Origin of the sequence: Prevotella sp. OH937_COT-195, from assembly GCF_003932845.1 — a bacterium.
Taxonomy (GTDB): Bacteria; Bacteroidota; Bacteroidia; order Bacteroidales; family Bacteroidaceae; genus Prevotella.
Genome location: NZ_RQZH01000018.1, coordinates 1 through 20,538, shown reverse-complemented (window position 1 = coordinate 20,538; position 20,538 = coordinate 1). Strand labels below are relative to the sequence as shown.

Genomic DNA, 20,538 nt, shown 5'->3' with positions numbered 1-20,538 from the left:
ATTTCTTTTACTCTTTAATATTTGAAAGACGAGCCTCCGAGGAACTCCCTTATCAGCGATGTAGGAGGTATCTCGCGGTCGTTGATGGGCGATATGTAACTAAGAAATTTGAGCAGTCTGTATGCTTCTGCATGTTCCGGTGAGTTCTGCGGTACTTGTCTGAGTATCGGTTCTGCCTGATTCCTTATCACTGCGAGTTCGAACAACATTGCGGTGTTGAACATCGTGTCGGCATTTTCCTGATACGGGAATATCCATTTGTTCTCTCCGGCGCGCACCGATGCCCATCGCCTTATAGTATCTTCTGCCGAGCAGCCTCGGTATTTGTAGTCGCGTATTATTCGGCGAAGCAGTCGGTTGTCGGTTGTCGGGATATAGTTGTGGTCGTCGAGCAGTATAGTTGTCAGTGCCGACGCATACACGCGGTATTTTTTCTCATCGGGGATTTGCCCCGTAAGTTTCGGGTTCAGCGCGTGAATGCCTTCCACTACGAGTATGTCGTTGTCTCTCAACCGTAGTTTCTTTCCGCCTTGCTCGTTGCTTATTCCCGTTTGGAAGTCGTATTGCGGCAGCGTTATCTCCTCTCCCTCGAAAAGTCTCTCCATGTGATTGTTGAGCAACGGTATATTTAGTGCGTACAAACTTTCGTAGTCATAATCGCCTTTCTCGTCGAGCGGTGTTTCCGCCCTGTTGACGAAATAGTCGTCGAGTGATATTTGCACGGGTCTCAGTCCGCATGTCATCAGTTGTATTGACAGTCGTTTGCATGTCGTTGTCTTTCCGCTCGACGACGGTCCGGCAATAAGTACCATGCGCACTCCTTTCTTTTCTGCCACGGCTTCTGCCATTTGTGCTATTTTCTTTTCTTGCAATGCCTCCGACACATTTATTATTTCCGTGGCACTCCTCTGTTTCACTTGTTCGTTGAAATCGCCCACCGTGGATAGTCCTATTATGTTCTGCCACCGGTGGTGTTCTTGGAAAATCTCGAACATCTTGTCCTGCCTTACCATGTCTCCCAGCACGTCGGGGTTGTATGGCGACGGTATGCGCAACAGCAGTCCGTCGTAATATTTCTCCAGTCCGAACAGGTATATCAGTCTCGTATTTGTGAGCATTGTGCCGTAATAGTAGTCGTAGTATCCGTCTATCTCGTAATATACGGTATAGAGCGAGCCCAACCCTCTGAGCAGTTTAACCTTGGACGAGTGTGCCGATATTCGGCTGAACACCTCTACGGCTTCCTCCGTCGGGCATTCGTGTCTGCGTATCGGCATTTTCGAGGATATCATTTCCTCCATTCTCCGTCTCAGTATTTTCACGTCTTCCTGTGTTACGGCTCGCCCAATCTTCAAGTCGCAATAGTAGCCGTTGCTCACCGGAATGTCTATCACGACATGTCCTTCGGGGTAAATGTCGTGTACCGCCTTGCATAGAATGAAGAAAAGCGTTCGGACGTATGCGCGGTGCCCGCTCGGCGTTGTGACATCGAGGAACTCCACGTCTTGGCTGTGATACACCCTGTAATGCATTCCTTCAACTTTGTTGTTTACTTTGGCACTTACAGGTTCGTGTTTCATTTCAATCCCCGAAATGGAAAAAATGTCATAAAGTGTGCTGCCTATTTCGGCATTTACCGTTTTTTTATTATTTTTGCAACGTATTTTGACTGTCTGTTTCATAATAATGAGATTTTCGGTTATTATTGGCGAAGACCAAACGAACAGTCTCCGCAAAATACATGGCAAAGATAACAACAATCTTGCTATTGAGAAATTAGAACCTGATTAAACATTTTATATTTATATTTTTTAATCTATCCGTTATGGATATTTGGATATTTTTTAAGTTGATAGGTTCGCTCGCGCTTCTCATGTACGGTATGAAGTCGATGAGCGAGAGTCTTCAGAAAATGGCGGGATCGCAATTGCGCCATGTGCTTCAGGCCATGACTACCAATCGTTTTACGGGAATGCTCACGGGTGTGTTTGTCACTGCGGCAGTGCAGTCGTCAACGGCAACCACGGTAATGACAGTATCGTTCGTTAACGCCGGTCTGCTCACGCTGGCACAAGCCATCTCGGTAATAATGGGAGCCAACATAGGAACAACGCTCACGGCATGGATTATGTCTGCGGGGTTCTCTTTCAACATAACCGACTTTGTCTATCCTGCCTTTTTTATGGCTCTGCTTCTTATATACAATAAAAAGCGCAAGAACGTTGGCGATTTCCTTTTCGGCATCTCTTTCATGTTCCTCGGGCTTGGCACGCTGCGCCAGACAGGCATTGACATGCACATCGGCGAGAACCAAGCCGTGCTCAATTTCTTTTCGTCGTTCGACTCAACGAGTTTCGTTACCACGCTTGTGTTCCTGTTCATCGGCGGAATACTAACCATGTGTGTGCAGTCGTCGGCAGCCGTGATGGCAATAACGATGATACTCTGTTCGAGCGGCGTACTGCCCATATATCAAGGCATAGCACTTGTGATGGGCGAGAACATCGGTACCACCGTAACTTCGAACATTGCCGCCTTTACGGCAAACACGCAGGCACGGCGTGCGGCGTTCGGTCACATGTTTTTCAATCTGTTCGGAATATGCTGGATATTGTTGGTGTTCCGCCCGTTCATCGATCTCGTGTGCGGTTTCGTAGGTTACGATGTAACGATGACAAAAGAGAGCGTTGAGCACTCCGTATTCCTTGCCAATGCGGCAAAACTCAGTTTCGTGTTGGCGGCATTCCACACATGTTTCAACCTTGCCAACACTTTCATACTTATATGGTTCATTCCGCAGATAGAGAAAATTGTGTGCCGATGCATCAAATCAAAGAAACTCGACGAGGAGGAAGACTTCCGTCTGCGTTTCATTCCCGCAGGACTCATGGAGACCCCCGAACTGTCGGTCTTCGAGGCACAGAAAGAGATTAAGTCATTCGCCGAGCGCATGCAGCGCATGTTCGGAATGGTGCGGGAGTTGCTCGTGGAAAAAGACGAGGCAAAGTTTGCAAAGCAGTTTTCGAGAATAGAGAAATATGAAAACATCGCCGACAACATGGAAATAGAGATTGCCACATATCTCGACCAAGTGAGCGAGAACCACCTTTCAGACGAAACGAAGATCAAGATACGAGCCATGCTGCGTGAGATTACCGAGATTGAGAGCATCGGAGACTCGTGCTACAACATTGCACGCACCATAAGTAGAAAGGTGCAGGGCAAACAGGAACATTTTACAGAAAAGCAATACAGGCACATGCATCAGATAATGGAACTTACCGAGCAGGCTCTTACGCAGATGAACGTGTTGATGGCAGGGCGCAAGGGGAGTTTCGACATAAATTGCACGTTCAACATCGAGAACGAGATAAACAATTTCCGCGACCAACTGAGAAGTCTTAACGTAAACGATGTCAACAATCACGAATATTCTTACGGCATAGGTACTATATACATGGACATAGTGAACGAGTGCGAAAAACTTGGAGACTATGTGGTGAACGTGGTGGAGGCGCGCATGGGTACCAAATATCGCGAAGCATGAAAACCGTTGAAGCGATTACGCAGAACGGCAGATGATGCCTTGCTTGACCCTCGGTTCGGGATAATAAATGGCGTAAATAGTTTGAGACCTCAGCAAAGTGATTAATTTTGCAGAGGTCTCATATAAATAATTTAACCCAAATCGATCATTAGAACCCTCAACTGATTTTGTTCGATTGTTGAGCAGATGTACAGCCGTTTCATCGAAGGCGTAGCGGGCTGCGTCGAGATGTAATGGCTGTGCAGATGTCAGCAAGCGGGCTAAAGCAGTTGGGAAGCGTAACGGAAATAGCAAATCTAAGCAAATGCGGTCTAATGACCGATTGGGGTTTAAAATACCCGCTTGACAACAGAACATTATCTTTGTGGTTATTTTACTTTATAAAGGTTCACTCCTGTTTTATACATGTCGTTGCCATTGCAGTCTATGGCCACTATTACGGGCAGTTCTTCCACGGTGAGCCGTCGTATGGCTTCTGTCCCGAGTTCGTCGAAGGCTATTACCTCGGCGTGCCTGACACACTTTGCCATCAGTGCCGCTGCTCCGCCGATGGCGGCGAAATATACTCCGGTGTGCTTTTTAAGTGCTTCGATAACCTCTTCGTTTCTCGACCCTTTTCCAATCATGACTCGCAGTCCTTTGCCGATGAGAGCAGGGGAGTAGGCGTCCATGCGCCCTCCGGTTGTCGGTCCTACCGACCCTATGGGTTGTCCCGGTTTTGCCGGACACGGTCCTGCGTAGTAAACCACCTGTCCGTTGAAGTCGAAAGGCATGTGTTCGCCGCGTTCCAACATCTCGCACAAACGTTTGTGTGCAGCATCGCGTGCCGTGTATATTGTTCCTGAAATATATAACATGTCGCCCGCTTTCAGCGATTTTATATTATCGTCGGTGAACGGTGCTTGCATTATTCTTTTCTCTTCCATTTTGATGTTTTTTTATTTGTTGAGTGTTGCAAATATCGTTGCATAAGATTATGCCAATTGCTTAAACCCCAATCTGTCATTATACCGCATTTTCTTAGATTTGTTATTTCCGTTACGCTTCCCAACTGCTTTAGCCCGCTTGCTGCCATCTGCGCAGCCATTACATCTCGACGCAGCCCGCTACGCCTTCGATGAAACGGCTGCACATCTGCTCAACAATCGAACGAAATCGGTTGAGGGTTCTAATGACCGATTTGGGTTAAAGTTCGCCTTCTGCATGTCTTGTGGCATGGCAGCCGATGTTTACGGAAACGGGCAGACCTGCGATGTGTGTGGCATTGGTGAGAATATTCACGGCAAGTGCCGTGGTGGTGCCTCCGAAACCGCAGGGACCTATACCGAGTTTGTTTATGTCTTCAAGCAGTTCGCGCTCTAATTGTGCAACGGTCTCGTTCTCGCTGCGGCTTCCCACGGGACGCAGTAGTGCCTTTTTGCTTAGGTAGGCGGCACGTTCCATTGTCCCGCCGATGCCCACTCCGACTATTATCGGCGGACATGGATTCCCCCCGGCAGTTGCTATTGTGTCGATAACAAATTTCTTTATGCCCGGAACGCCGGAACTCGGAGTGAGCATTTTCAGCGCGCTCTTGTTCTCGCTGCCAAATCCTTTCGGCGACACGGTGATGCGGAACGCCTCTCCCTCCGTAATTTCGTAGTGTATTATTGCCGGTGTGTTGTCTTTTGTGTTTATCCGGTCGATGGGGTCTTTTACCACCGACTTGCGCAGGTATCCCTTGGTATACCCCTGTCGTACACCTTGGTTTATCGCGTCTTCGATGAAGCCTCCCGTGACATGCACGTCTTGTCCCATTTCCACGAAGACCACCGTCATGCCCGTATCCTGACAAATGGGGCATCGCTCGTTGCGTGCAATGTCGGCATTTTTCACTATCGTATCAATTATCTGCCTGCCCAGCGGTGCTTTTTCTGCTTTCGAACGGCATTTCAGTTCGCGGTAAATATCGTCAGACAACACATAACATGCCTCTATGCATAGTTTCTCTACGAGTTGTGTTATCTCTGTTGCTTTTATCTCTCTCATTTTATTTTTTGTTTTCATTGTATTTAGGAACGCGGCTTGCACCTCAACAATCCCTTGTGAGAAAATACTGTGTGTTCCTGTTCATAATGTTCTCTGTGTTTTTGTCAACCAAACCTATAAGGCAGTATGTATTGCTTTCGGGGTCGTGTATGAGTTCTTTTACCAATGAGAAATTCCTGATTTCAGACGTATTCTTTACTTGTAGGCGCGGACCATCGCAATCTACTATACTCTCTCCTATCTTGATGTGATCTTCATCGTAGTAGGCAATGGGCAACGACTGTCCGATTATTTCCTTTACTTTCGTCTCGAGCAGCGATATGTCGAGATTTAAATTCTCATAAAACTTCATAACGAAACCGTTACGCACATCGGAGAAATAATAATGGTTGTTTCCTATGTTGAAATCCTCTTGCAGCACGAGTCGTGTAATCTCCTCTGCCGAGTGTGCCATTTTCCTGTATTTCAATGATTTGTGAACAATCTCGCAGATGCTCTCCGGAAGAGGTCCGAACACGCTCGGACGTGTCACTATTATTTCTTCGCCAATGCCTACAATGATGTCGGCATTGATGCCGAGCGTGGAGTATATAAGGTTGAAATGTTCTATGATTACCCTTTTTTTGTTTTCGAGCAAAGTTCTTATGAACTGTGCTATCTCGTACATTTGGAAGAAACCCTGCATGAAACGTATATCGAGATGGAACGATGCAGCCTCGCGAACCTCGTCCATTGCGATTATGTCGCGTGTCAGCATTATCTTGCGAGGGTTGATTACGTCGTCGTCGTTCGACAATTCCAGTCCGGGGAACATTCCCTTTATCAGCGACGACTTTCCCGAGCCGGCGTCTCCCACGATGCCTATCAGTCTGTCGGAAAACTGCAGGTGGCGTTGCGAGATGTGTTCTCCGAGGAATATGAGGCGTTCTTTTCCACGCGGTGCGTAGTATTGCGATGCGATGAGGTATTTCTGGACAGGGTTAATCATAGGCTGTGGTTTATAATGTGGTTTTTATAAAGTGTTATGCAACGAAAAAGCCTTCCCTGCGGCAATGCGAACAAGGCAAAAGCATAAAACCGAGGAAAGGCTTGAAGGAAATACTAAAGTTCAAACGAACTATTCATCAATGGCACATGCTGTTGTGCGCCATAAACGTCGGTCTCACCGAGCGCGCCCGATGGGATTGGACGTACAATCGTAATCTTTATTGCCTTCGCAGGGTCAAAGTGTACGATGTTTATTATGTCTTCCTCCTTTATTTTATATAAAGCGGCAAACATTTTATCGTTGAAAATCCGGGCAGCCTTTACTTTCTCATACATGCCGAACTCTTTGAAAATGACATCGAATGTCAGTTCGTAAGGTCCCGAGTTCTTGCTCCTTATGACGTATGCCACGTCTATCAAGTTATATTTCTGCATAATCGTTGCTTTTAACAGTTGCTTATTCCGTTGTCGAATGTTTCATAACATATAGGGAAGAGGCTTACCGGGTCATCTACCTTTAACAGGTGGTAGATGTTGAACTCGAACACCTCGCCCATCTTGCAGTCGGATGGTGAGAAAGGGAATGCAAGATTGCCCGCAGTGGAGATGCGTCCCTCGTAGCCGAAATGTAGCATCGTGCTGCGTGCGAAACTGCATATCGTGTTGGCAGTTTCCTGAGAATCGGCAACCGCCTCGATAATGATGAGCAACTCGTCGGAGTGTGATTCCTCGGAACCGTCGAACATAGCCATTACTCCTTTCTTGCCGTATATCTTGAAATCGAGGAAGAAATCCGTGATGCCGAATTTCTCGAAGTTGTTCTCCACGCGCTCCCTCACGCTCTTCACGATACTGTCTATCTTTGAAATCATTATCGGGTCTTTGACAGCGGCCGGCGACATGGTGCGGTATCCTACGCGGCGCACACCTTCGAGTTTCACGAAATATTGCTCCGTGGGTACGAATTTGCTTCCGGACACACGTACCTTGTTGTCGTCTATTTGCTCGAACTTTGACTCGTGCAGGTCGATTGCACCTCCGGGACCGGGCAGTACGTACGGGTTTGTCTTCTCGTAGAGAGTGTGTGCAGCAATAGACAATGTGGTACATTTACGCATTGGCGACAGTGGCTCAAGCACGAAATCGTCTTTGTGCAGATAGCCGAACATACAGTCGCTTCCGCTTCCGGGCAGTGCGCATATTGCGGCGCATTCCAAGATTTTGCCCAAATGAATGGCAAGTCCCTTGTCGAAACCCTCTTTTATGGCGAGTGCGGCGAATACCGACGGGTCGTATGAGCGTCCGGCGATAATAACATCGGCACCTTTTTCAAGGGCTTTGATGTATGGCTGTTCGCCAATTTGAGCCACTATGTGTACGGCATCATCAACATCTTTCTCGGTAATGGGCTTTGCCGGAGCAAGCGGTGTAACCTTTCCGTCGCGCAGGTTCTCTTTGATGAAATCTTTCTCGAACTCCGATTGTATCACGGCCATTTTGAAAGAAAGTTTCTTTTCGGACGCAATCTCGCGCACAATGTCGAGTACAAACTCAACGTGCGGTCTTGCACCGCTTCCTCCCGCCGTTCCCACGATTACCGGGATTTTAGCCTCTATGCCTGCGGGAATCATTATTTCGAGGTCTCTTTTCACAGAGTTGCGGTCTGTAAACGACTTGCCCGCGCCAAGGTAGTAAGGTCCCGGGTCTGACGAGCCGGCATCAACCGCAATAACGTGCGGTTTGCGTTTCATTCCCTCCACAAACGATTCCATTGGGAAACCGTATCCAAGTATTGCCGTGGGGGAAAGTATTCTCATCTCTTCCATTTCTTCTTTGCTTTTTTATTCCCCGGGCAAACCGTGACAGGTCTGCCCTAGGAGAAAATTCATAAATGTGGATGTATAATGTATTATTTTGTCAATGCCAATATGCGGCTCATCTCGTTGAACACGATCATGTAGCCTTCGTCAACGCCCATGCCCGGCTTTGCCAGATACTGTACGGGCGATGTGGCCATTGCAATGTGTGCGCAGATTTCTGCCGAGCGGTTTGTCTCGTTGCATGTTCCTCCGAGATAAGCTCCCATATTGTTTTTCTTACAGTATATGACGGCCTCGATACTGTTGTTTATTCCGCCGAGGTCGGGAGTCTTTATTTGTGCCATGTGCCCGGCCTTGCTCTCGGTAAAGTCTTTTATGTCTTCCAAGGTGTTACACCACTCGTCGGCAACTATTTCTGCGTCTATGCCGTCGCGATCCATCGCTGCGCGTATGGCGGCAAGTGCTTTTATCTGTGCCTGCTTTTCTCCCATGTCAACGGGGCCTTCTACTCTCAACCGGAACGGTTTTGCTATCTCTGCCAATTCGCCGACGTATTTGGCTATGGCTTCGAAATCGTTGTTGAAAACAATGCCCAATGTGCCATATACATCGATATGTATTGTCGGGTTGTAGCACTCGCACTGGCGCAGTTTTATGATGCGGTTGCGCAGCCACTCGATATACTCTTTTATCTTCTCGCCTTTCAGTCCCACCTTTGTCTCTACATGGTTGAACAGTGCGTGGGGCAATACGTCTGCCCCTTTCATTATCATTTTGTCGGCGTTCATGTAGCGGTCATCGCCCGATTGTGAGAATATGGGTATGATGTTCTTTGATATTTCCGTGCCATATTCCTCGGCGATAACCTGTGCCATGAGTTTCGACCGGCTCTTTGCGACTGCGTCGAGACATGCCTGCGTAACGCCGTAACGTATGGCAGTGTGATATTTCTTTCCCGTAGAAGGGCTGACATTCTTGTCAACGATGTCTGCCATTTCGCGGAACGAAGTGATTTCCTTTCCTTCATAGAGCGGAGCAATCTCCTTTTCGATTACCGGTATGAAATCGGCTGCGAGGAACAACGGGTCACGTCCTCCGGCGCCGGAGTACTGCACTGCGGCACAATCGCCGTACGCAATGGCTCCGTTCTCCAACAAGAACATAACACAGATTGACTCGCCTGCCTGTCTTACAGCCGTGAACCCCGGAGTGACAGGTGCGCCTTCATAGAAAGCACCGTCGTTTTTCGCGCCCGACTTGATGGCCTTTTGGTCATCGAAGAAGAAACCGGTTTTTCCCGGTGCGCACACTACTTTTTGAATTTTCATTTTCAGATATATTAAAATTTTACTATTCTTGTTATGTACGGTATTTTCTTTTTCTCCGCATTATTAAGCATGTGTTCAAAATAAAATGTGCATCATTCTTTTTGAATGCTTTTTATTTCTTTTTCCCCCTGCTTAAATACGAGTTCTTTACTTTCTACTGTTCCACTTTCCCGGGTCTGCCCACGAGATGTCCCTTGCCGATTGCATAAACATCGTCTATTACCATTTGGAAACTGACTGGACGGCTCTCGTATTTCGCCCGCTCTTCAAGTTTGTTGCGGTGGAAATCTTTCAGGTCTTGCGTGAACGGCATGTATCCGAGGTCGAGTATTCTCACTGCGCCAAGGTTGTCGCGTGCAGGCATTACTTTACCGGCATTGAACTTGCTCGGTGCGAAAGGCACATCGATTATTCCTGCCTCGAATGCTGCCACCGTACCTACTGCATAGTCTCCTTTGCCCAATTCCTCAACTTTGTCGAGGATACATTTCATCTCTGCCATGATTATCTCGCTCTCTGCCACAACTTCCGGAACTTCGCGGAATTTCTGGTCTTTGAGCATGTTTATAACCTGTTTCGTGGCACGCAGTCCGGCAGCATTGGCCTCTTTTGTGGGTACACCCATTGCCTCGTGCGGTGTCTTCACGATTACTTTCGTGGCCTTTGCCAGTGCGGCAGCGGCAGCACCCCATGATATTACTCCGAACGATTTTGCCTCGTCTTGCGGGAAACCGCCCATCCACTGATGGAATACCGTTGTGATGCGGGCATCATTGAAACCGAAGCGGTCTAAATATCTGCGTGTCATTATGTCAAGGGCGCGTATGGCGGCAACATCCTGTATAAGGTTTCCGCATTGTCCGTAGCCAACAGTTAAATCTTTTACACCCTGAGTTGTAGCCAGCAACGCCTCTATTACTGCCACCGTGTTGGATATGCACGGCGGGATAAGTGTGCCGGTAAGCGGGCCGAACGGTTCTCTGTTTATTGACACCCCGGCTTCTTCATACATTCCGATGAGACGGTCGGTGTATTGCCAGTGTGCGATTACCTTGTCTATCGGGTGGTTCTTCGAGTACGGAACGTTATACGATATGCCGCCTCCCTCGTACGAGGTGAAACCTCCGGCAATAGATATTTCTGTAAGCAGACGTGCATCGGGTGTTCCGTGACGCACCTGCACCGGATTTTTCAATGCCGATGTAACTCTGCGACAAATATCCACGCCATAGTTAACTATGGGGAAACCGTTGAGCATCGATCTGCCCGTCTCGCGGCTTTTCCGTATGCCTGTCTCTGCCTCGTTGTAACGGTTCAGTCGTGTGTAACTGTCAACTGTAGATGGCAGCAAGTCGGCCTCGCCGTCTTCTTCGAGGAACTTCAACAGTTTCGTGTGCTCCTCATATAATGCTACGCCGGCGCGCGGCTGTATGAGAGTTGTCTTTTCTTCAACGGCCTTAGCCAGTTTTGCCGAGAAACGCTTTTCCGGGGCGATGCTCTTTTGGTAGGCCACCGCCTCTTCGAAATCCACTCCTTTTCCAGTTTCCCATTGTGCCAGTACTTCTTTCCTTTCGGCGAAGAACCGGTCTTCTGAAATTTTCCGGTTTTTTAATTCCATAAGTTGTGATAGAGGAATATATTAAATTATATAAGTTTTATTTCTTCTTTGAGTATTTTTAGTGCGAGTTTCGGTTCCATGGTACTAAGCAGTCCCATCGATGCGAATATATATTTCTTGTCAAGCATATATCCGGGGTGCTTCGGCTTGGCGTACATGGTGTTCGTTGCATTAGTGCATTCAGCCCCTCTAAGTATGTTTTCCGGGTTGCTGCTGTTTATTATCGAGCCTCCGATGCCTACCACGAACGGTACTTGTGTCAGATCTTTTCCCGTGAGTGTGAATATTTGCCCCATCGGAGTGTATGCCTCTTCAAAATATCCGCAGTGTCGTTCCACTGCTATTCTCACCGCATTCCTTGCCAATCCCTGCTCTATCTTTGCCTCTTCATCGTTGGAAGGGAGCGTCGAAGGCTTTGCCGAGCATGTTTTTATCCATGCCTCCACCTTGTCTTGCGGCACCCCTGTTTCCTGAGCGAACACCTCCATGTTGAGTTCGTCGGCGAGCGATGTAAGGCTGTATCTCATTCCGAGGTCGCCTTCCACCGAACGTTTGCTGTACGGTTCGGGCAGTCCTTTAATCAATACGTTTTCTATCGTGGGCGCGCCGTCGGCCATGGAGTACACGTCTGTTGTTGCTCCACCGAGGTCAACGGCCATCAAATCGCCGATACCCTCGTCTATGCCGTGCCCTTTGCTGAGCAGTTCGCAGCCTGTGAGTACTGCCAACGGTGTTGGTACTATCTGATTTTCGCACATCTTTTGCACTTTGGAAAGTCCCTTCGCGTCTATTATGCGACTGATGAATAGTTCCTTTATCTTTTGTTTCGCCGGCTGTATGTTTATTTTGTTGAACTGTGGCATTACGTTCTCCGTTATCACGCACACCTTTCCCGAGTCCTTGAAAATTTCTGCCAGTTCGTACGATGCGCTCTTGTTGCCTGCCGCTATGATTGCGAAATTGCGCTTTACGTCGCAAAGCCGTCTCGCATTGGCGAGTATAACTTCCTTGTTGCCTCCGTCGGTGCCTCCGCACAGCAGTACGAGATCGGGATTTATGTCGTATATCTCCTGCTGCTCGGCCTGCGAAATCTCGAAAGCGTATGCCTTCACCACTTTTGCCCCCGCACTCGACGCAGCCATCTTGGCAGCCTTAGCGGTAAGTTCGGGAACCAGTCCCAGGGCAACCATTTTCAGTCCTCCGGCCGCACTGCTGCAACAAAGCAGTTTGTCATACTTGAACTCGCCTATGTCAGTCTCAAGTTTCCGCAGAGCATTGTGCAGTCCTTCCATCACATCGGTATCTATGGTGGTGAAAGCCGAAGCCGTCCCCACAACTTTTCCTGCCACCGCATCGATGGCTGTCACTTTTGTGTATGTACTGCCGAAGTCAACTGTCAGGTATTTCATTTTTCAGCCAATATCTCTTGCAAGTCTGCTATTGTCGTTTCGCAAGGGGTTCCGGGAGGATAAACTTTCGTGAACCCCATTGCCATGAATCGTTTTTCAACGTCTTCAAAGTTCTGTTTCCCGACAACGAGGTTGCCTCCGGCAAGGATTGGAATATCTTTCAGTCCTGCCTCATCGCATTTCTCGCGCAGTCCGTTGCAGTCTATCTCTCCATGGCCGTACATCGACGATACGAGTATTGCGTCGGCATTAGTCTCAAGTGCGGCGGCGATATATTCTTCCTGTGCCACCATCACTCCGAGGTTTACAACATTGAAACCAGCCTGTTCCAATGCATAGCATAGGATTTTATTACCTACGGCATGTACGTCCGCACCAATAACACCGGTCACTACAGTTTTCTTGTCCATAGTATAATATGTGTATTATTATTTTAAGGTTGAAATCTATTTTTTATAATTTAAGGTGTCAGATATTTCCACCTGTCGCGTATTATTAAGTTGTTACAAAATTACATATAATTTTCATTTGGCAAGTCTTTGTAAACATTAATTAACCTTATTAACTATCTTTATGCCTGATATAATTGGCATGTTGAGTTTGTTCTTTATCATACTTTTTAGTGCATTGTTTCTCGAAGTCGTTTTTTCTCGCTACCTTTGCACGCAAATATCATTCTGATGAAGAAACTTTTTATCGAGACATACGGCTGTCAGATGAACGTTGCCGACTCCGAGGTAGTGGCCTCGGTAATGAAGATGGCAGGGTACGACGTTTGCCAAGACATTATGCGGGCCGATGCGGTGTTTCTCAACACATGCTCGGTGCGTGACAATGCAGAACAGAAAATTTATCACAGGCTTGAAGAACTGAATGCCATGAGACGCAACAGGCGTTCGGTATCGCCCCCCAATCCGCTCATAATAGGAGTGCTTGGCTGCATGGCGGAGAGAGTGAAAGAAGACTTGTTGAAGAACCACCACACCGACCTCGTGGCAGGACCTGACTCGTACATGAACCTTCCGGATCTCATTGCACAGGCAGAGATGGGCAACAAGGCAATCAACATCGAATTATCTACAACCGAGACATATCGTGACATTGTGCCGCAACGCATTTTCGCTGCCAAAATAGGAGGTTTTGTGAGTATAATGCGCGGTTGCAACAATTTCTGTCATTACTGCATAGTGCCATATACGAGAGGGCGCGAGCGCAGTCGCGATGTAAACAGCATACTGCGCGAGGCACGAGATCTTGACGAACGCGGATACAGAGAAGTGACACTTCTCGGGCAGAACGTAAACAGTTACAAGTATGAGGAAGGTGCCACAACGGTAGATTTTCCGATGCTTCTGCAACGTGTGGCAGAGACGGTGCCGGGCATGAGAGTGCGCTTTACCACGTCGCACCCGAAAGACATGAGCGACGAAACCCTGCGGGTTATTGCCGAAATGCCGAATGTGTGCAGGCATATACATTTGCCGGTGCAGAGCGGAAGCAACAGCATTTTGAAAATGATGAATCGAAAATATACCATCGAATGGTATCTTGACCGTATCGCGGCAATACGAAGGATTGTGCCCGACTGCGGATTGTCAACCGACATTTTTGTGGGATACCACGGCGAGACGGAGGAAGACCACCGCTTGTCACTGGCGCTGATGCGGCAAGTGGGTTACGATTCCGCGTTCATGTTCAAATACTCCGAAAGACCGGGTACATACGCATCGAAGCATCTGCCGGACGATGTTCCGGAGGAAGTGAAACTGCGCAGATTGTCGGAAATGATAGCGTTGCAGACAAAAATATCCGCCGAACAGAATGCAAAGGACGTGGGCAAGGTGTTCGATGTTCTCGTGGAGAATTTCTCAAAACGCTCAAGAGAACAGTTGTGCGGGCGAAACGAGCAAAACAAAATGGTGGTTTTCCCGAAGGGCGGACACCATATCGGAGAGACCGTGCGCGTAAGAATAACAGGTTCTTCGAGTGCCACGTTGCTCGGCGAACTTGCAGAATGACGGCAGGCTGCGCATAATACGGGGAAAAGGGAGGATAAGGAAATGGGAAAGACGGGCGGCAACGGAAATGTGGAAATGCTGAAAGCATACAACAGATACCTGAGACTGCAAAGGGGATACTCCGAGAACACGTTGGATGCTTACCGGCGCGACTTGAAGAAATTGTCCGACTACCTTGACGCAGAGGGCATCGCACTTACAGATGTTACCCTCGACCACCTGCGGGCATTTGCCGCATCGCTGCATGACATAGGCATCGGGGCAAAGTCGCAGTGCAGGATTCTCAGCGGGGTACGCTCGTTCTGCAATTTCATGGTAAAGGATGGATGGATGGATAAAGACCCGTCGGAACTGCTTGAGAGTCCGCAAACGGGAAAACACCTGCCAGAGGTGCTGTCAACCGAGGAGGTGGATATGCTTGAAGATGCCATAGATTTGACGAAATGGGCGGGACACCGCAACCGCGCAATGATAGAAATGCTCTTCTCCTGCGGACTGCGAGTGAGCGAATTGGTGCGCTTACCGCTATCCAACTTATATCTCGACGAGCGTTTCATACGCGTTTTAGGCAAAGGAAGCAAGGAGCGGCTCGTGCCAATATCCGACCGTGCCGTAAAAGAATTGAACCTGTGGTTCGAAACCAGAAATGAAATGAACATACAGCCCGGCGAGGAAGATTATGTTTTCCTGAACCGCCGCGGCGCACACCTTACGCGCACCATGGTGCTGATATTTATAAAGAACTATGCACGAGATGCCGGCATAACGAAAACCATATCGCCGCACACGTTGCGCCACTCATTTGCCACGGCACTTCTCGAAGGCGGTGCCGACCTGCGTGCGATACAGGCAATGCTGGGGCATGAGAGCATCGGGACAACAGAAATATACACTCACGTCAGCACCCGGACACTCCGCAACGAGATATTGCGGCATCACCCGAGGAACAAAAAGGAGAGATAGTTCTTTTTAAAAGCCTCGATAAAACAAACAAAAGAAAACAAGATTACCAATGGATTACAAATCTTTCGAAGTGATGGCTCCGGTGGGAAGCCGCGAGAGCCTTGCGGCAGCGATACAAGCGGGAGCCGACTCGGTATATTTCGGTATCGGACAGTTGAACATGCGCTCGCACAGTGCAAACAGGTTCGGCATCGACGACCTGCGTGAAATTGCAAGCCAATGCAACGCATGCGGAATAAAAACATACCTCACGGTAAACACAATAATATACGACGAAGACATCGCGGCAATGCACCGTATTGTGGATGCGGCACGAGAGGCAGGCATTACGGCGGTGATAGCAAGCGACGTGGCTGTTATGACCTACTGCAGGAGTATCGGGCAAGAGGTTCATTTGTCAACACAACTCAACATCTCGAACATCGAGGCATTGCGTTTCTATGCACGGTTTGCAGACGTAGTGGTACTTGCAAGAGAACTTAACATGGAACAGGTGGGGCAGATATACCGTGGGATAGAGGAACAGAGCATCTGCGGTCCCAACGGAAACCCCGTGCGAATAGAGATGTTCTGCCACGGAGCGTTGTGTATGGCAGTTAGTGGTAAGTGCTATCTTTCGCTCGACAACGCGGCACGAAGTGCAAACCGGGGGGAATGTATGCAACTGTGCCGCAGGTCGTACATCGTTACAGACAGCGAAACGGGAACGCAACTCGAGGTGGATAACAAATACATAATGAGCCCGAAGGATTTGAAAACGCTGCGCTTCATAGACAAGATGATGAATGCCGGAGTACGCGTATTTAAAATTGAGGGCAGGGCAAGGAGTGCCGAATATGTATATACCGTCGTGAAATGTTACAAAGAAGCAATCAAGGCAGTAACCGACGGAACATTCACGGAGGAGAAGAAAGACGAGTGGGACGAGCGGCTCGCAAAGGTGTTCAACCGGGGATTCTGGGACGGATACTATCTCGGACGGGAACTCGGTGAGTGGAACACGGAATATGGCAGTAGTGCCACCGAAAGGAAACAGTATGTGGGAAAGGGTGTGAAATATTTCTCCAAACTCGGGGTGGCGGAGTTCTCGGTGGAAGCATGCGAGTTCTCAACGGGCGACAATCTGCTCATTACCGGTCCCACAACCGGCGTGGTGTATGTCACACCGGAAGAAATACACGGAGACAACGGTTCCGTTACGACGGCTGCCAAGGGTACACGCGTGAGCATAGAGGTGCCGGGAAAGGTCAGGCCGAGCGACAAATTGTTCAAACTGATAAAAGCAAAATAAGGAAATGGCAACAATCAACGAACTGCAAGACGAGGTGATAGAGGAGTTTTCCGACTTCGAAGACTGGATGGATAAATATCAACTGCTGATAGATCTCGGTAACGAACAACGACCTCTCGACGAAAAATACAAGAACGAAAGCAACCTCATAGACGGTTGTCAGAGCAGAGTATGGCTGCAGGCAGACCATGTTGACGGGGTAATGAAATTCTCGGCAGAGAGCGATGCTCTTATAGTGAAAGGGATTGTGGCACTGCTCATAAGGGTACTCGACGGACACACGCCGCAGGAAATACTCGATGCCGACCTGTACTTCATCGACCGCATCGGGCTGCGCGAGCATTTGTCGCCTACGCGTTCCAACGGACTGCTGGCAATGATAAAGCAGATAAGGGCATACGCATTGGCGTATAAAATGAAAGGATAGACGAAACATGCCAAGAAAACTGCGAACAATAGAGATGCAACGACTGTCGCCGGAAGATTTCCGACGAGCCGGGAAACTGCCGCTAACGGTGGTTCTCGATGATGTGCGCTCTATGTATAACATCGGTTCTGTATTCCGAACATGCGATGCTTTCAGAGTAGAAGAAGTGCTGCTGTGCGGTATCACGGCGACACCGCCGCATCCGGAAATTCACAAGACGGCTCTCGGAGGCGAAGACAGTGTCGCATGGAGGTATTTCCACACGGCAATCGATGCAATTGAATACCTGCGGACAAAGAATTGCAAGGTTTACTCGATAGAGCAGTGTGAAGGATCGGTGATGCTCGGCAACGACGAATCTCTGCCATTACACTGCGGCAATGACGGCATAAACGGCTGCGCAGTGGTCTTCGGCAACGAAGTGAGAGGGGTGCGTCAAGAGGTCATCGACCGTTCCGACGGTTGCATAGAAATACCGCAGTACGGCACCAAACACTCACTCAACGTGGCCGTGACGGCAGGCATAATTATATGGGAGTTTGCACGTCGGCACTTCAAAAAATAACAATGTAAAAACTCTGCAAAAGTAATTACGCACAGTACCGTCTGCATATATTTTTTTATTGACATGCGTTCTTTTACGAGTTGATGACAATAACGTTTGTCATTCGATGAAAACGATTTGGCAATTTCGCCGAAATTGATGAGTGAAACCGCCGAAATTGGTCGGTAATTTCGCCGAAATTGCAGTACGATTAAGCACTAATGACATACTGGTTCGGTGTAAGAAATAACGTAAAAAAGTTCGAGACCTCTGCAAAAGTGATTAATTTGCAGAGGTCTTGATATATGTTTACATGCGGGGAAACGCCGTTGCTACTTTTGACAGAGTATCTTTTTGTATAGTTGCAAATACTCTGTCGTGTATTTGTCGTAGTTGAACGAGTGTGCGTAATCTTTCCGCTCCTGCACCATGTCACTGTCGTCCACGGCAAGTCCGTCTTTCACCACCCGTGCCATGTGTTCCGCCTCGAAGTTGTCCCAATATACGGCGTGCTTGCCGCATATTTCCGGCAGGCTTGTCAGTCGTGAGGAGAATACTTTGCAACCCTGCTGCATAGCCTCTATTGCCGGTATGCCGAAACCTTCTGCCTTGCTCGGGAAGAGGAATGCCTCGCAGTGCTTGTATAGCCATGTCTTTTCGTCTTCCGAAACGCGCCCGGTTAGTTTCACGCGGTCAAGTCCCAATTTGGCTATTGACTTTCGTATCTCTTCGGCATATTTGAAATCGTTGTCACCGCAGATGTATAGTTTGTGGTCGGGGAAATTCAACATCATCGGCACCAGCGTGTGGAAATTCTTTTTCCTGCGTATCTGGCTTATGGCGAAGAAGAATTTCTCGTTATTGTCGCCCACGAATGCCGGTTTTACGCCCTCCTTGTCGCCAACGGGGGTAATACCATTGTATATCACGCAGTACGGCTTGTCCTTCAGTCCGTAAATTCGGTCAACGTCGTTCTTGGCAAAGTGGGATATGAACGATATGTAGTCGGCATTCTTCACACGCTTTCTGAAACGCCATATATGCTTCCACCGGTGGAAATGTTTCTTCTCGTAAAGGAAATTCAGGTCGTGTATTGTGAGCAGATGAACCGTCTCCGGCGACTCGTAATAGTATTCGTACATTTGGTCGGTGCTGTGCCACAAGTCTATTTTCAGTCCCTTGTTCCGTATGTCTTCTTCCGGATGATCGCATGAAATGTAAGTCACCGACTGCCCGAACTCTCCGAAATGGTTGTCGGATAACATGAATATGAAGTGCATGTCGGGGACATTTATCGCGGAAAGTCTTCGTGCATAGTTACGGCAGATGTCTCCGAAACCGGTATAACAGTCGAGAAAACGTAGATCGACGGCTATTCTCTTCATCTTTTATATAGTTTTTCTTTTTGGTTATTATTTAAAATAAAATATGTGGCTGCCGCCGGCATTCAATATTTCCTGAATAAGAAATATTTCAGTGCATGATACTTGTGTTTGAGGTACTTCTCTATCTTTCGTCCGATTTTTTGATCGTTTTTCCAACTGTGGTTCACCAAGTGCCGTGCGAAAGTAACATCCTTGCGGTCGTATCTCTTGCGCGGTGCAACATAGTCGGTGGGGTATATCGTGAAACCGTCGAGACGCAATATTTCTGTCGAATGTCTCGCACCGTATTTCTCGGCCACCGCAGCCATTATCATCGGCGACACGGTCTGATCGAGCGTTCCGTCGTCTTTCTCGAAATGGTGTGTGCGGTAATATTCCGTCATTTCTTTGCAATACGTGTTGCCCTTTTCTCCCATAAAGAATGCTGCCTGCAACGCTAAAGGTGTGTCTTCGTGGTCAATCTTCTCATTAAAGGTGGCAAATCCGTGTTCCGGTATCAAATCCTCGAAACCTCGGTAGAGCAATATGTCGCTGTCCATGTAGATTCCCCCCTCGGTATATACGGCATGGAAGCGCACCGCATCGGCGGCGAATGCCCATTTGCGGTGCTTAAGTGCTTCGTTAATGAAATCGAAGCCTATTGCCTTGGCATCTGCCATTGTCCATCGCCTTATGGTATATCCGGGCATGTATTTCTTCCAAGATTGAAGACATGCCTTTATTTCGGCGGGGAAAGGGTCGTCGCTGAACCAGCAGAGATGTATTGTCTTGGGTATCATTGCGGTGTTTATTGCCATCTTTTAAAAAACTGCTGCAAAATTACACATTCTTTCCGGCATTACAAACATGTTGTTGACAAAAAACAACTTATACACACAAATTTAGATATGACGATTCAAAAACATCCAAAGAAATTGTATTTCTATCTTGAATGTTTAATCTTTGAAAGTCTGGTATGTGCTGAAATGATAGCATATCATAATATGCGAGTTCGGGTTAAGAAAGTCTTTGTAAAAGTTGGTAATCTCGTTAGTTCTTTGTAATTTTATTGTTTTAAATCAGTTGTTTGCAAAATAACCAAGCGATGATTACCAAAGACAAAATTATAGAAATTTTCTGTATTATTGATGAGTTTGACAAGAATTTGAATGTTGAACTGAGTAAAAACCTATG

The 20,538-nt window shown here is 47.9% G+C and carries 19 protein-coding genes and 1 pseudogene; 7 read left to right on the top strand and 13 right to left on the bottom strand.

Translation table 11 applies throughout. The features are described 5' to 3' along the window. Positions 1-14: 14 nt before the first annotated feature. A complete protein-coding gene (locus EII32_RS07780; protein WP_125234872.1) occupies positions 15-1,682 on the bottom strand; it encodes a nucleoside kinase in 1,668 nt (555 codons plus the stop codon). A gap of 143 nt (positions 1,683-1,825) precedes the next feature. Between EII32_RS07780 and EII32_RS07775 the strand changes: the two genes are divergently transcribed. Beyond that, complete coding sequence (locus EII32_RS07775) at positions 1,826-3,547, top strand: Na/Pi cotransporter family protein (protein WP_125234871.1); 1,722 nt, start codon at positions 1,826-1,828, stop codon at positions 3,545-3,547. Positions 3,548-3,562: 15 nt separating this feature from the next. Here EII32_RS07775 and EII32_RS07770 read toward each other — a convergent pair whose 3' ends face one another. The 10 genes from EII32_RS07770 to glmS form a co-directional block, all read right to left on the bottom strand. After that, positions 3,563-3,841 carry a hypothetical protein gene (locus EII32_RS07770; protein ID WP_125234870.1) on the bottom strand — a complete coding sequence of 93 codons (279 nt, stop codon included), beginning with the start codon at positions 3,839-3,841 and terminating at the stop codon, positions 3,563-3,565. 74 nt (positions 3,842-3,915) lie between these two features. Further along, the gene (locus EII32_RS07765) at positions 3,916-4,473 is read right to left on the bottom strand and encodes a Fe-S-containing hydro-lyase (protein WP_125234869.1); all 558 of its coding nucleotides are present in this window, start codon (positions 4,471-4,473) and stop codon (positions 3,916-3,918) included. Positions 4,474-4,732: 259 nt separating this feature from the next. Then, positions 4,733-5,575, bottom strand: a complete 843-nt coding sequence (locus EII32_RS07760) for a fumarate hydratase (RefSeq protein WP_125234868.1) — start codon at positions 5,573-5,575, stop codon at positions 4,733-4,735. Positions 5,576-5,618: 43 nt separating this feature from the next. Next, a complete protein-coding gene (locus tag EII32_RS07755) occupies positions 5,619-6,563 on the bottom strand; it encodes an alanine-tRNA synthetase second additional domain-containing protein (RefSeq protein WP_125234867.1) in 945 nt (314 codons plus the stop codon). 113 nt (positions 6,564-6,676) lie between these two features. After that, positions 6,677-6,997, bottom strand: coding sequence for a DUF4387 domain-containing protein (locus EII32_RS07750; RefSeq protein ID WP_125234866.1), 321 nt, complete (start codon positions 6,995-6,997; stop codon positions 6,677-6,679). Between the two features lie 11 nt (positions 6,998-7,008). Beyond that, entirely contained in the window at positions 7,009-8,388 is a 1,380-nt protein-coding gene (locus EII32_RS07745) for an acyclic terpene utilization AtuA family protein (protein WP_125234865.1), read from the bottom strand. A gap of 83 nt (positions 8,389-8,471) precedes the next feature. Then, the gene (locus EII32_RS07740; RefSeq protein ID WP_125234864.1) at positions 8,472-9,710 is read right to left on the bottom strand and encodes a methylaspartate ammonia-lyase; all 1,239 of its coding nucleotides are present in this window, start codon (positions 9,708-9,710) and stop codon (positions 8,472-8,474) included. A gap of 154 nt (positions 9,711-9,864) precedes the next feature. Further along, positions 9,865-11,328 carry a methylaspartate mutase subunit E gene (locus tag EII32_RS07735; RefSeq protein ID WP_125234863.1) on the bottom strand — a complete coding sequence of 488 codons (1,464 nt, stop codon included), beginning with the start codon at positions 11,326-11,328 and terminating at the stop codon, positions 9,865-9,867. 26 nt (positions 11,329-11,354) lie between these two features. After that, positions 11,355-12,737 (bottom strand): methylaspartate mutase accessory protein GlmL, encoded by a 1,383-nt coding sequence (glmL, locus tag EII32_RS07730; RefSeq protein ID WP_125234862.1) that lies wholly within the window; start codon positions 12,735-12,737, stop codon positions 11,355-11,357. Continuing rightward, complete coding sequence (gene glmS, locus EII32_RS07725; RefSeq protein WP_125234861.1) at positions 12,734-13,147, bottom strand: methylaspartate mutase subunit S; 414 nt, start codon at positions 13,145-13,147, stop codon at positions 12,734-12,736. The genes glmL and glmS overlap by 4 nt, the downstream gene beginning before the upstream one ends. A gap of 270 nt (positions 13,148-13,417) precedes the next feature. Between glmS and miaB the strand changes: the two genes are divergently transcribed. From miaB to EII32_RS07700, 5 genes are read left to right on the top strand one after another with little or no spacing between them, the layout of a single operon-like run. Continuing rightward, complete coding sequence (miaB, locus tag EII32_RS07720) at positions 13,418-14,755, top strand: tRNA (N6-isopentenyl adenosine(37)-C2)-methylthiotransferase MiaB (protein WP_125234860.1); 1,338 nt, start codon at positions 13,418-13,420, stop codon at positions 14,753-14,755. A 42-nt stretch (positions 14,756-14,797) separates the two neighbouring features. Then, the gene (xerD, locus tag EII32_RS07715; protein WP_125234859.1) at positions 14,798-15,718 is read left to right on the top strand and encodes a site-specific tyrosine recombinase XerD; all 921 of its coding nucleotides are present in this window, start codon (positions 14,798-14,800) and stop codon (positions 15,716-15,718) included. A 49-nt stretch (positions 15,719-15,767) separates the two neighbouring features. Then, positions 15,768-17,009 carry a peptidase U32 family protein gene (locus EII32_RS07710; protein WP_125234858.1) on the top strand — a complete coding sequence of 414 codons (1,242 nt, stop codon included), beginning with the start codon at positions 15,768-15,770 and terminating at the stop codon, positions 17,007-17,009. A 4-nt stretch (positions 17,010-17,013) separates the two neighbouring features. Next, a complete protein-coding gene (locus EII32_RS07705) occupies positions 17,014-17,436 on the top strand; it encodes a SufE family protein (protein ID WP_125234857.1) in 423 nt (140 codons plus the stop codon). A gap of 7 nt (positions 17,437-17,443) precedes the next feature. Continuing rightward, entirely contained in the window at positions 17,444-18,001 is a 558-nt protein-coding gene (locus tag EII32_RS07700; protein WP_125234856.1) for an RNA methyltransferase, read from the top strand. A gap of 311 nt (positions 18,002-18,312) precedes the next feature. Here the strand turns inward: EII32_RS07700 and EII32_RS07695 are convergent, their stop codons facing one another. Next, complete coding sequence (locus tag EII32_RS07695) at positions 18,313-19,365, bottom strand: glycosyltransferase family 4 protein (protein WP_125234855.1); 1,053 nt, start codon at positions 19,363-19,365, stop codon at positions 18,313-18,315. A gap of 62 nt (positions 19,366-19,427) precedes the next feature. Then, positions 19,428-20,162, bottom strand: coding sequence for a glycosyltransferase family 32 protein (locus EII32_RS07690; protein ID WP_233582349.1), 735 nt, complete (start codon positions 20,160-20,162; stop codon positions 19,428-19,430). Positions 20,163-20,449: 287 nt separating this feature from the next. Here EII32_RS07690 and EII32_RS12515 point away from each other — a divergent pair. Then, a pseudogene (locus tag EII32_RS12515) lies at positions 20,450-20,538 on the top strand (transposase); the annotation flags it as partial.

Bases quoted from the DNA above. Each gene is read 5' to 3' on its own strand.
- EII32_RS07780 (WP_125234872.1), bottom strand. From the start codon at position 1,682: ATGAAACAGACAGTCAAAATACGTTGCAAAAATAATAAAAAAACGGTA.
- EII32_RS07775 (WP_125234871.1), top strand. From the start codon at position 1,826: ATGGATATTTGGATATTTTTTAAGTTGATAGGTTCGCTCGCGCTTCTC.
- EII32_RS07765 (WP_125234869.1), bottom strand. From the start codon at position 4,473: ATGGAAGAGAAAAGAATAATGCAAGCACCGTTCACCGACGATAATATA.
- EII32_RS07760 (WP_125234868.1), bottom strand. From the start codon at position 5,575: ATGAGAGAGATAAAAGCAACAGAGATAACACAACTCGTAGAGAAACTA.
- EII32_RS07755 (WP_125234867.1), bottom strand. From the start codon at position 6,563: ATGATTAACCCTGTCCAGAAATACCTCATCGCATCGCAATACTACGCA.
- EII32_RS07750 (WP_125234866.1), bottom strand. From the start codon at position 6,997: ATGCAGAAATATAACTTGATAGACGTGGCATACGTCATAAGGAGCAAG.
- EII32_RS07745 (WP_125234865.1), bottom strand. From the start codon at position 8,388: ATGGAAGAGATGAGAATACTTTCCCCCACGGCAATACTTGGATACGGT.
- EII32_RS07740 (WP_125234864.1), bottom strand. From the start codon at position 9,710: ATGAAAATTCAAAAAGTAGTGTGCGCACCGGGAAAAACCGGTTTCTTC.
- EII32_RS07735 (WP_125234863.1), bottom strand. From the start codon at position 11,328: ATGGAATTAAAAAACCGGAAAATTTCAGAAGACCGGTTCTTCGCCGAA.
- glmL (WP_125234862.1), bottom strand. From the start codon at position 12,737: ATGAAATACCTGACAGTTGACTTCGGCAGTACATACACAAAAGTGACA.
- glmS (WP_125234861.1), bottom strand. From the start codon at position 13,147: ATGGACAAGAAAACTGTAGTGACCGGTGTTATTGGTGCGGACGTACAT.
- miaB (WP_125234860.1), top strand. From the start codon at position 13,418: ATGAAGAAACTTTTTATCGAGACATACGGCTGTCAGATGAACGTTGCC.
- xerD (WP_125234859.1), top strand. From the start codon at position 14,798: ATGGGAAAGACGGGCGGCAACGGAAATGTGGAAATGCTGAAAGCATAC.
- EII32_RS07710 (WP_125234858.1), top strand. From the start codon at position 15,768: ATGGATTACAAATCTTTCGAAGTGATGGCTCCGGTGGGAAGCCGCGAG.
- EII32_RS07705 (WP_125234857.1), top strand. From the start codon at position 17,014: ATGGCAACAATCAACGAACTGCAAGACGAGGTGATAGAGGAGTTTTCC.
- EII32_RS07700 (WP_125234856.1), top strand. From the start codon at position 17,444: ATGCCAAGAAAACTGCGAACAATAGAGATGCAACGACTGTCGCCGGAA.
- EII32_RS07695 (WP_125234855.1), bottom strand. From the start codon at position 19,365: ATGAAGAGAATAGCCGTCGATCTACGTTTTCTCGACTGTTATACCGGT.
- EII32_RS07690 (WP_233582349.1), bottom strand. From the start codon at position 20,162: ATGGCAATAAACACCGCAATGATACCCAAGACAATACATCTCTGCTGG.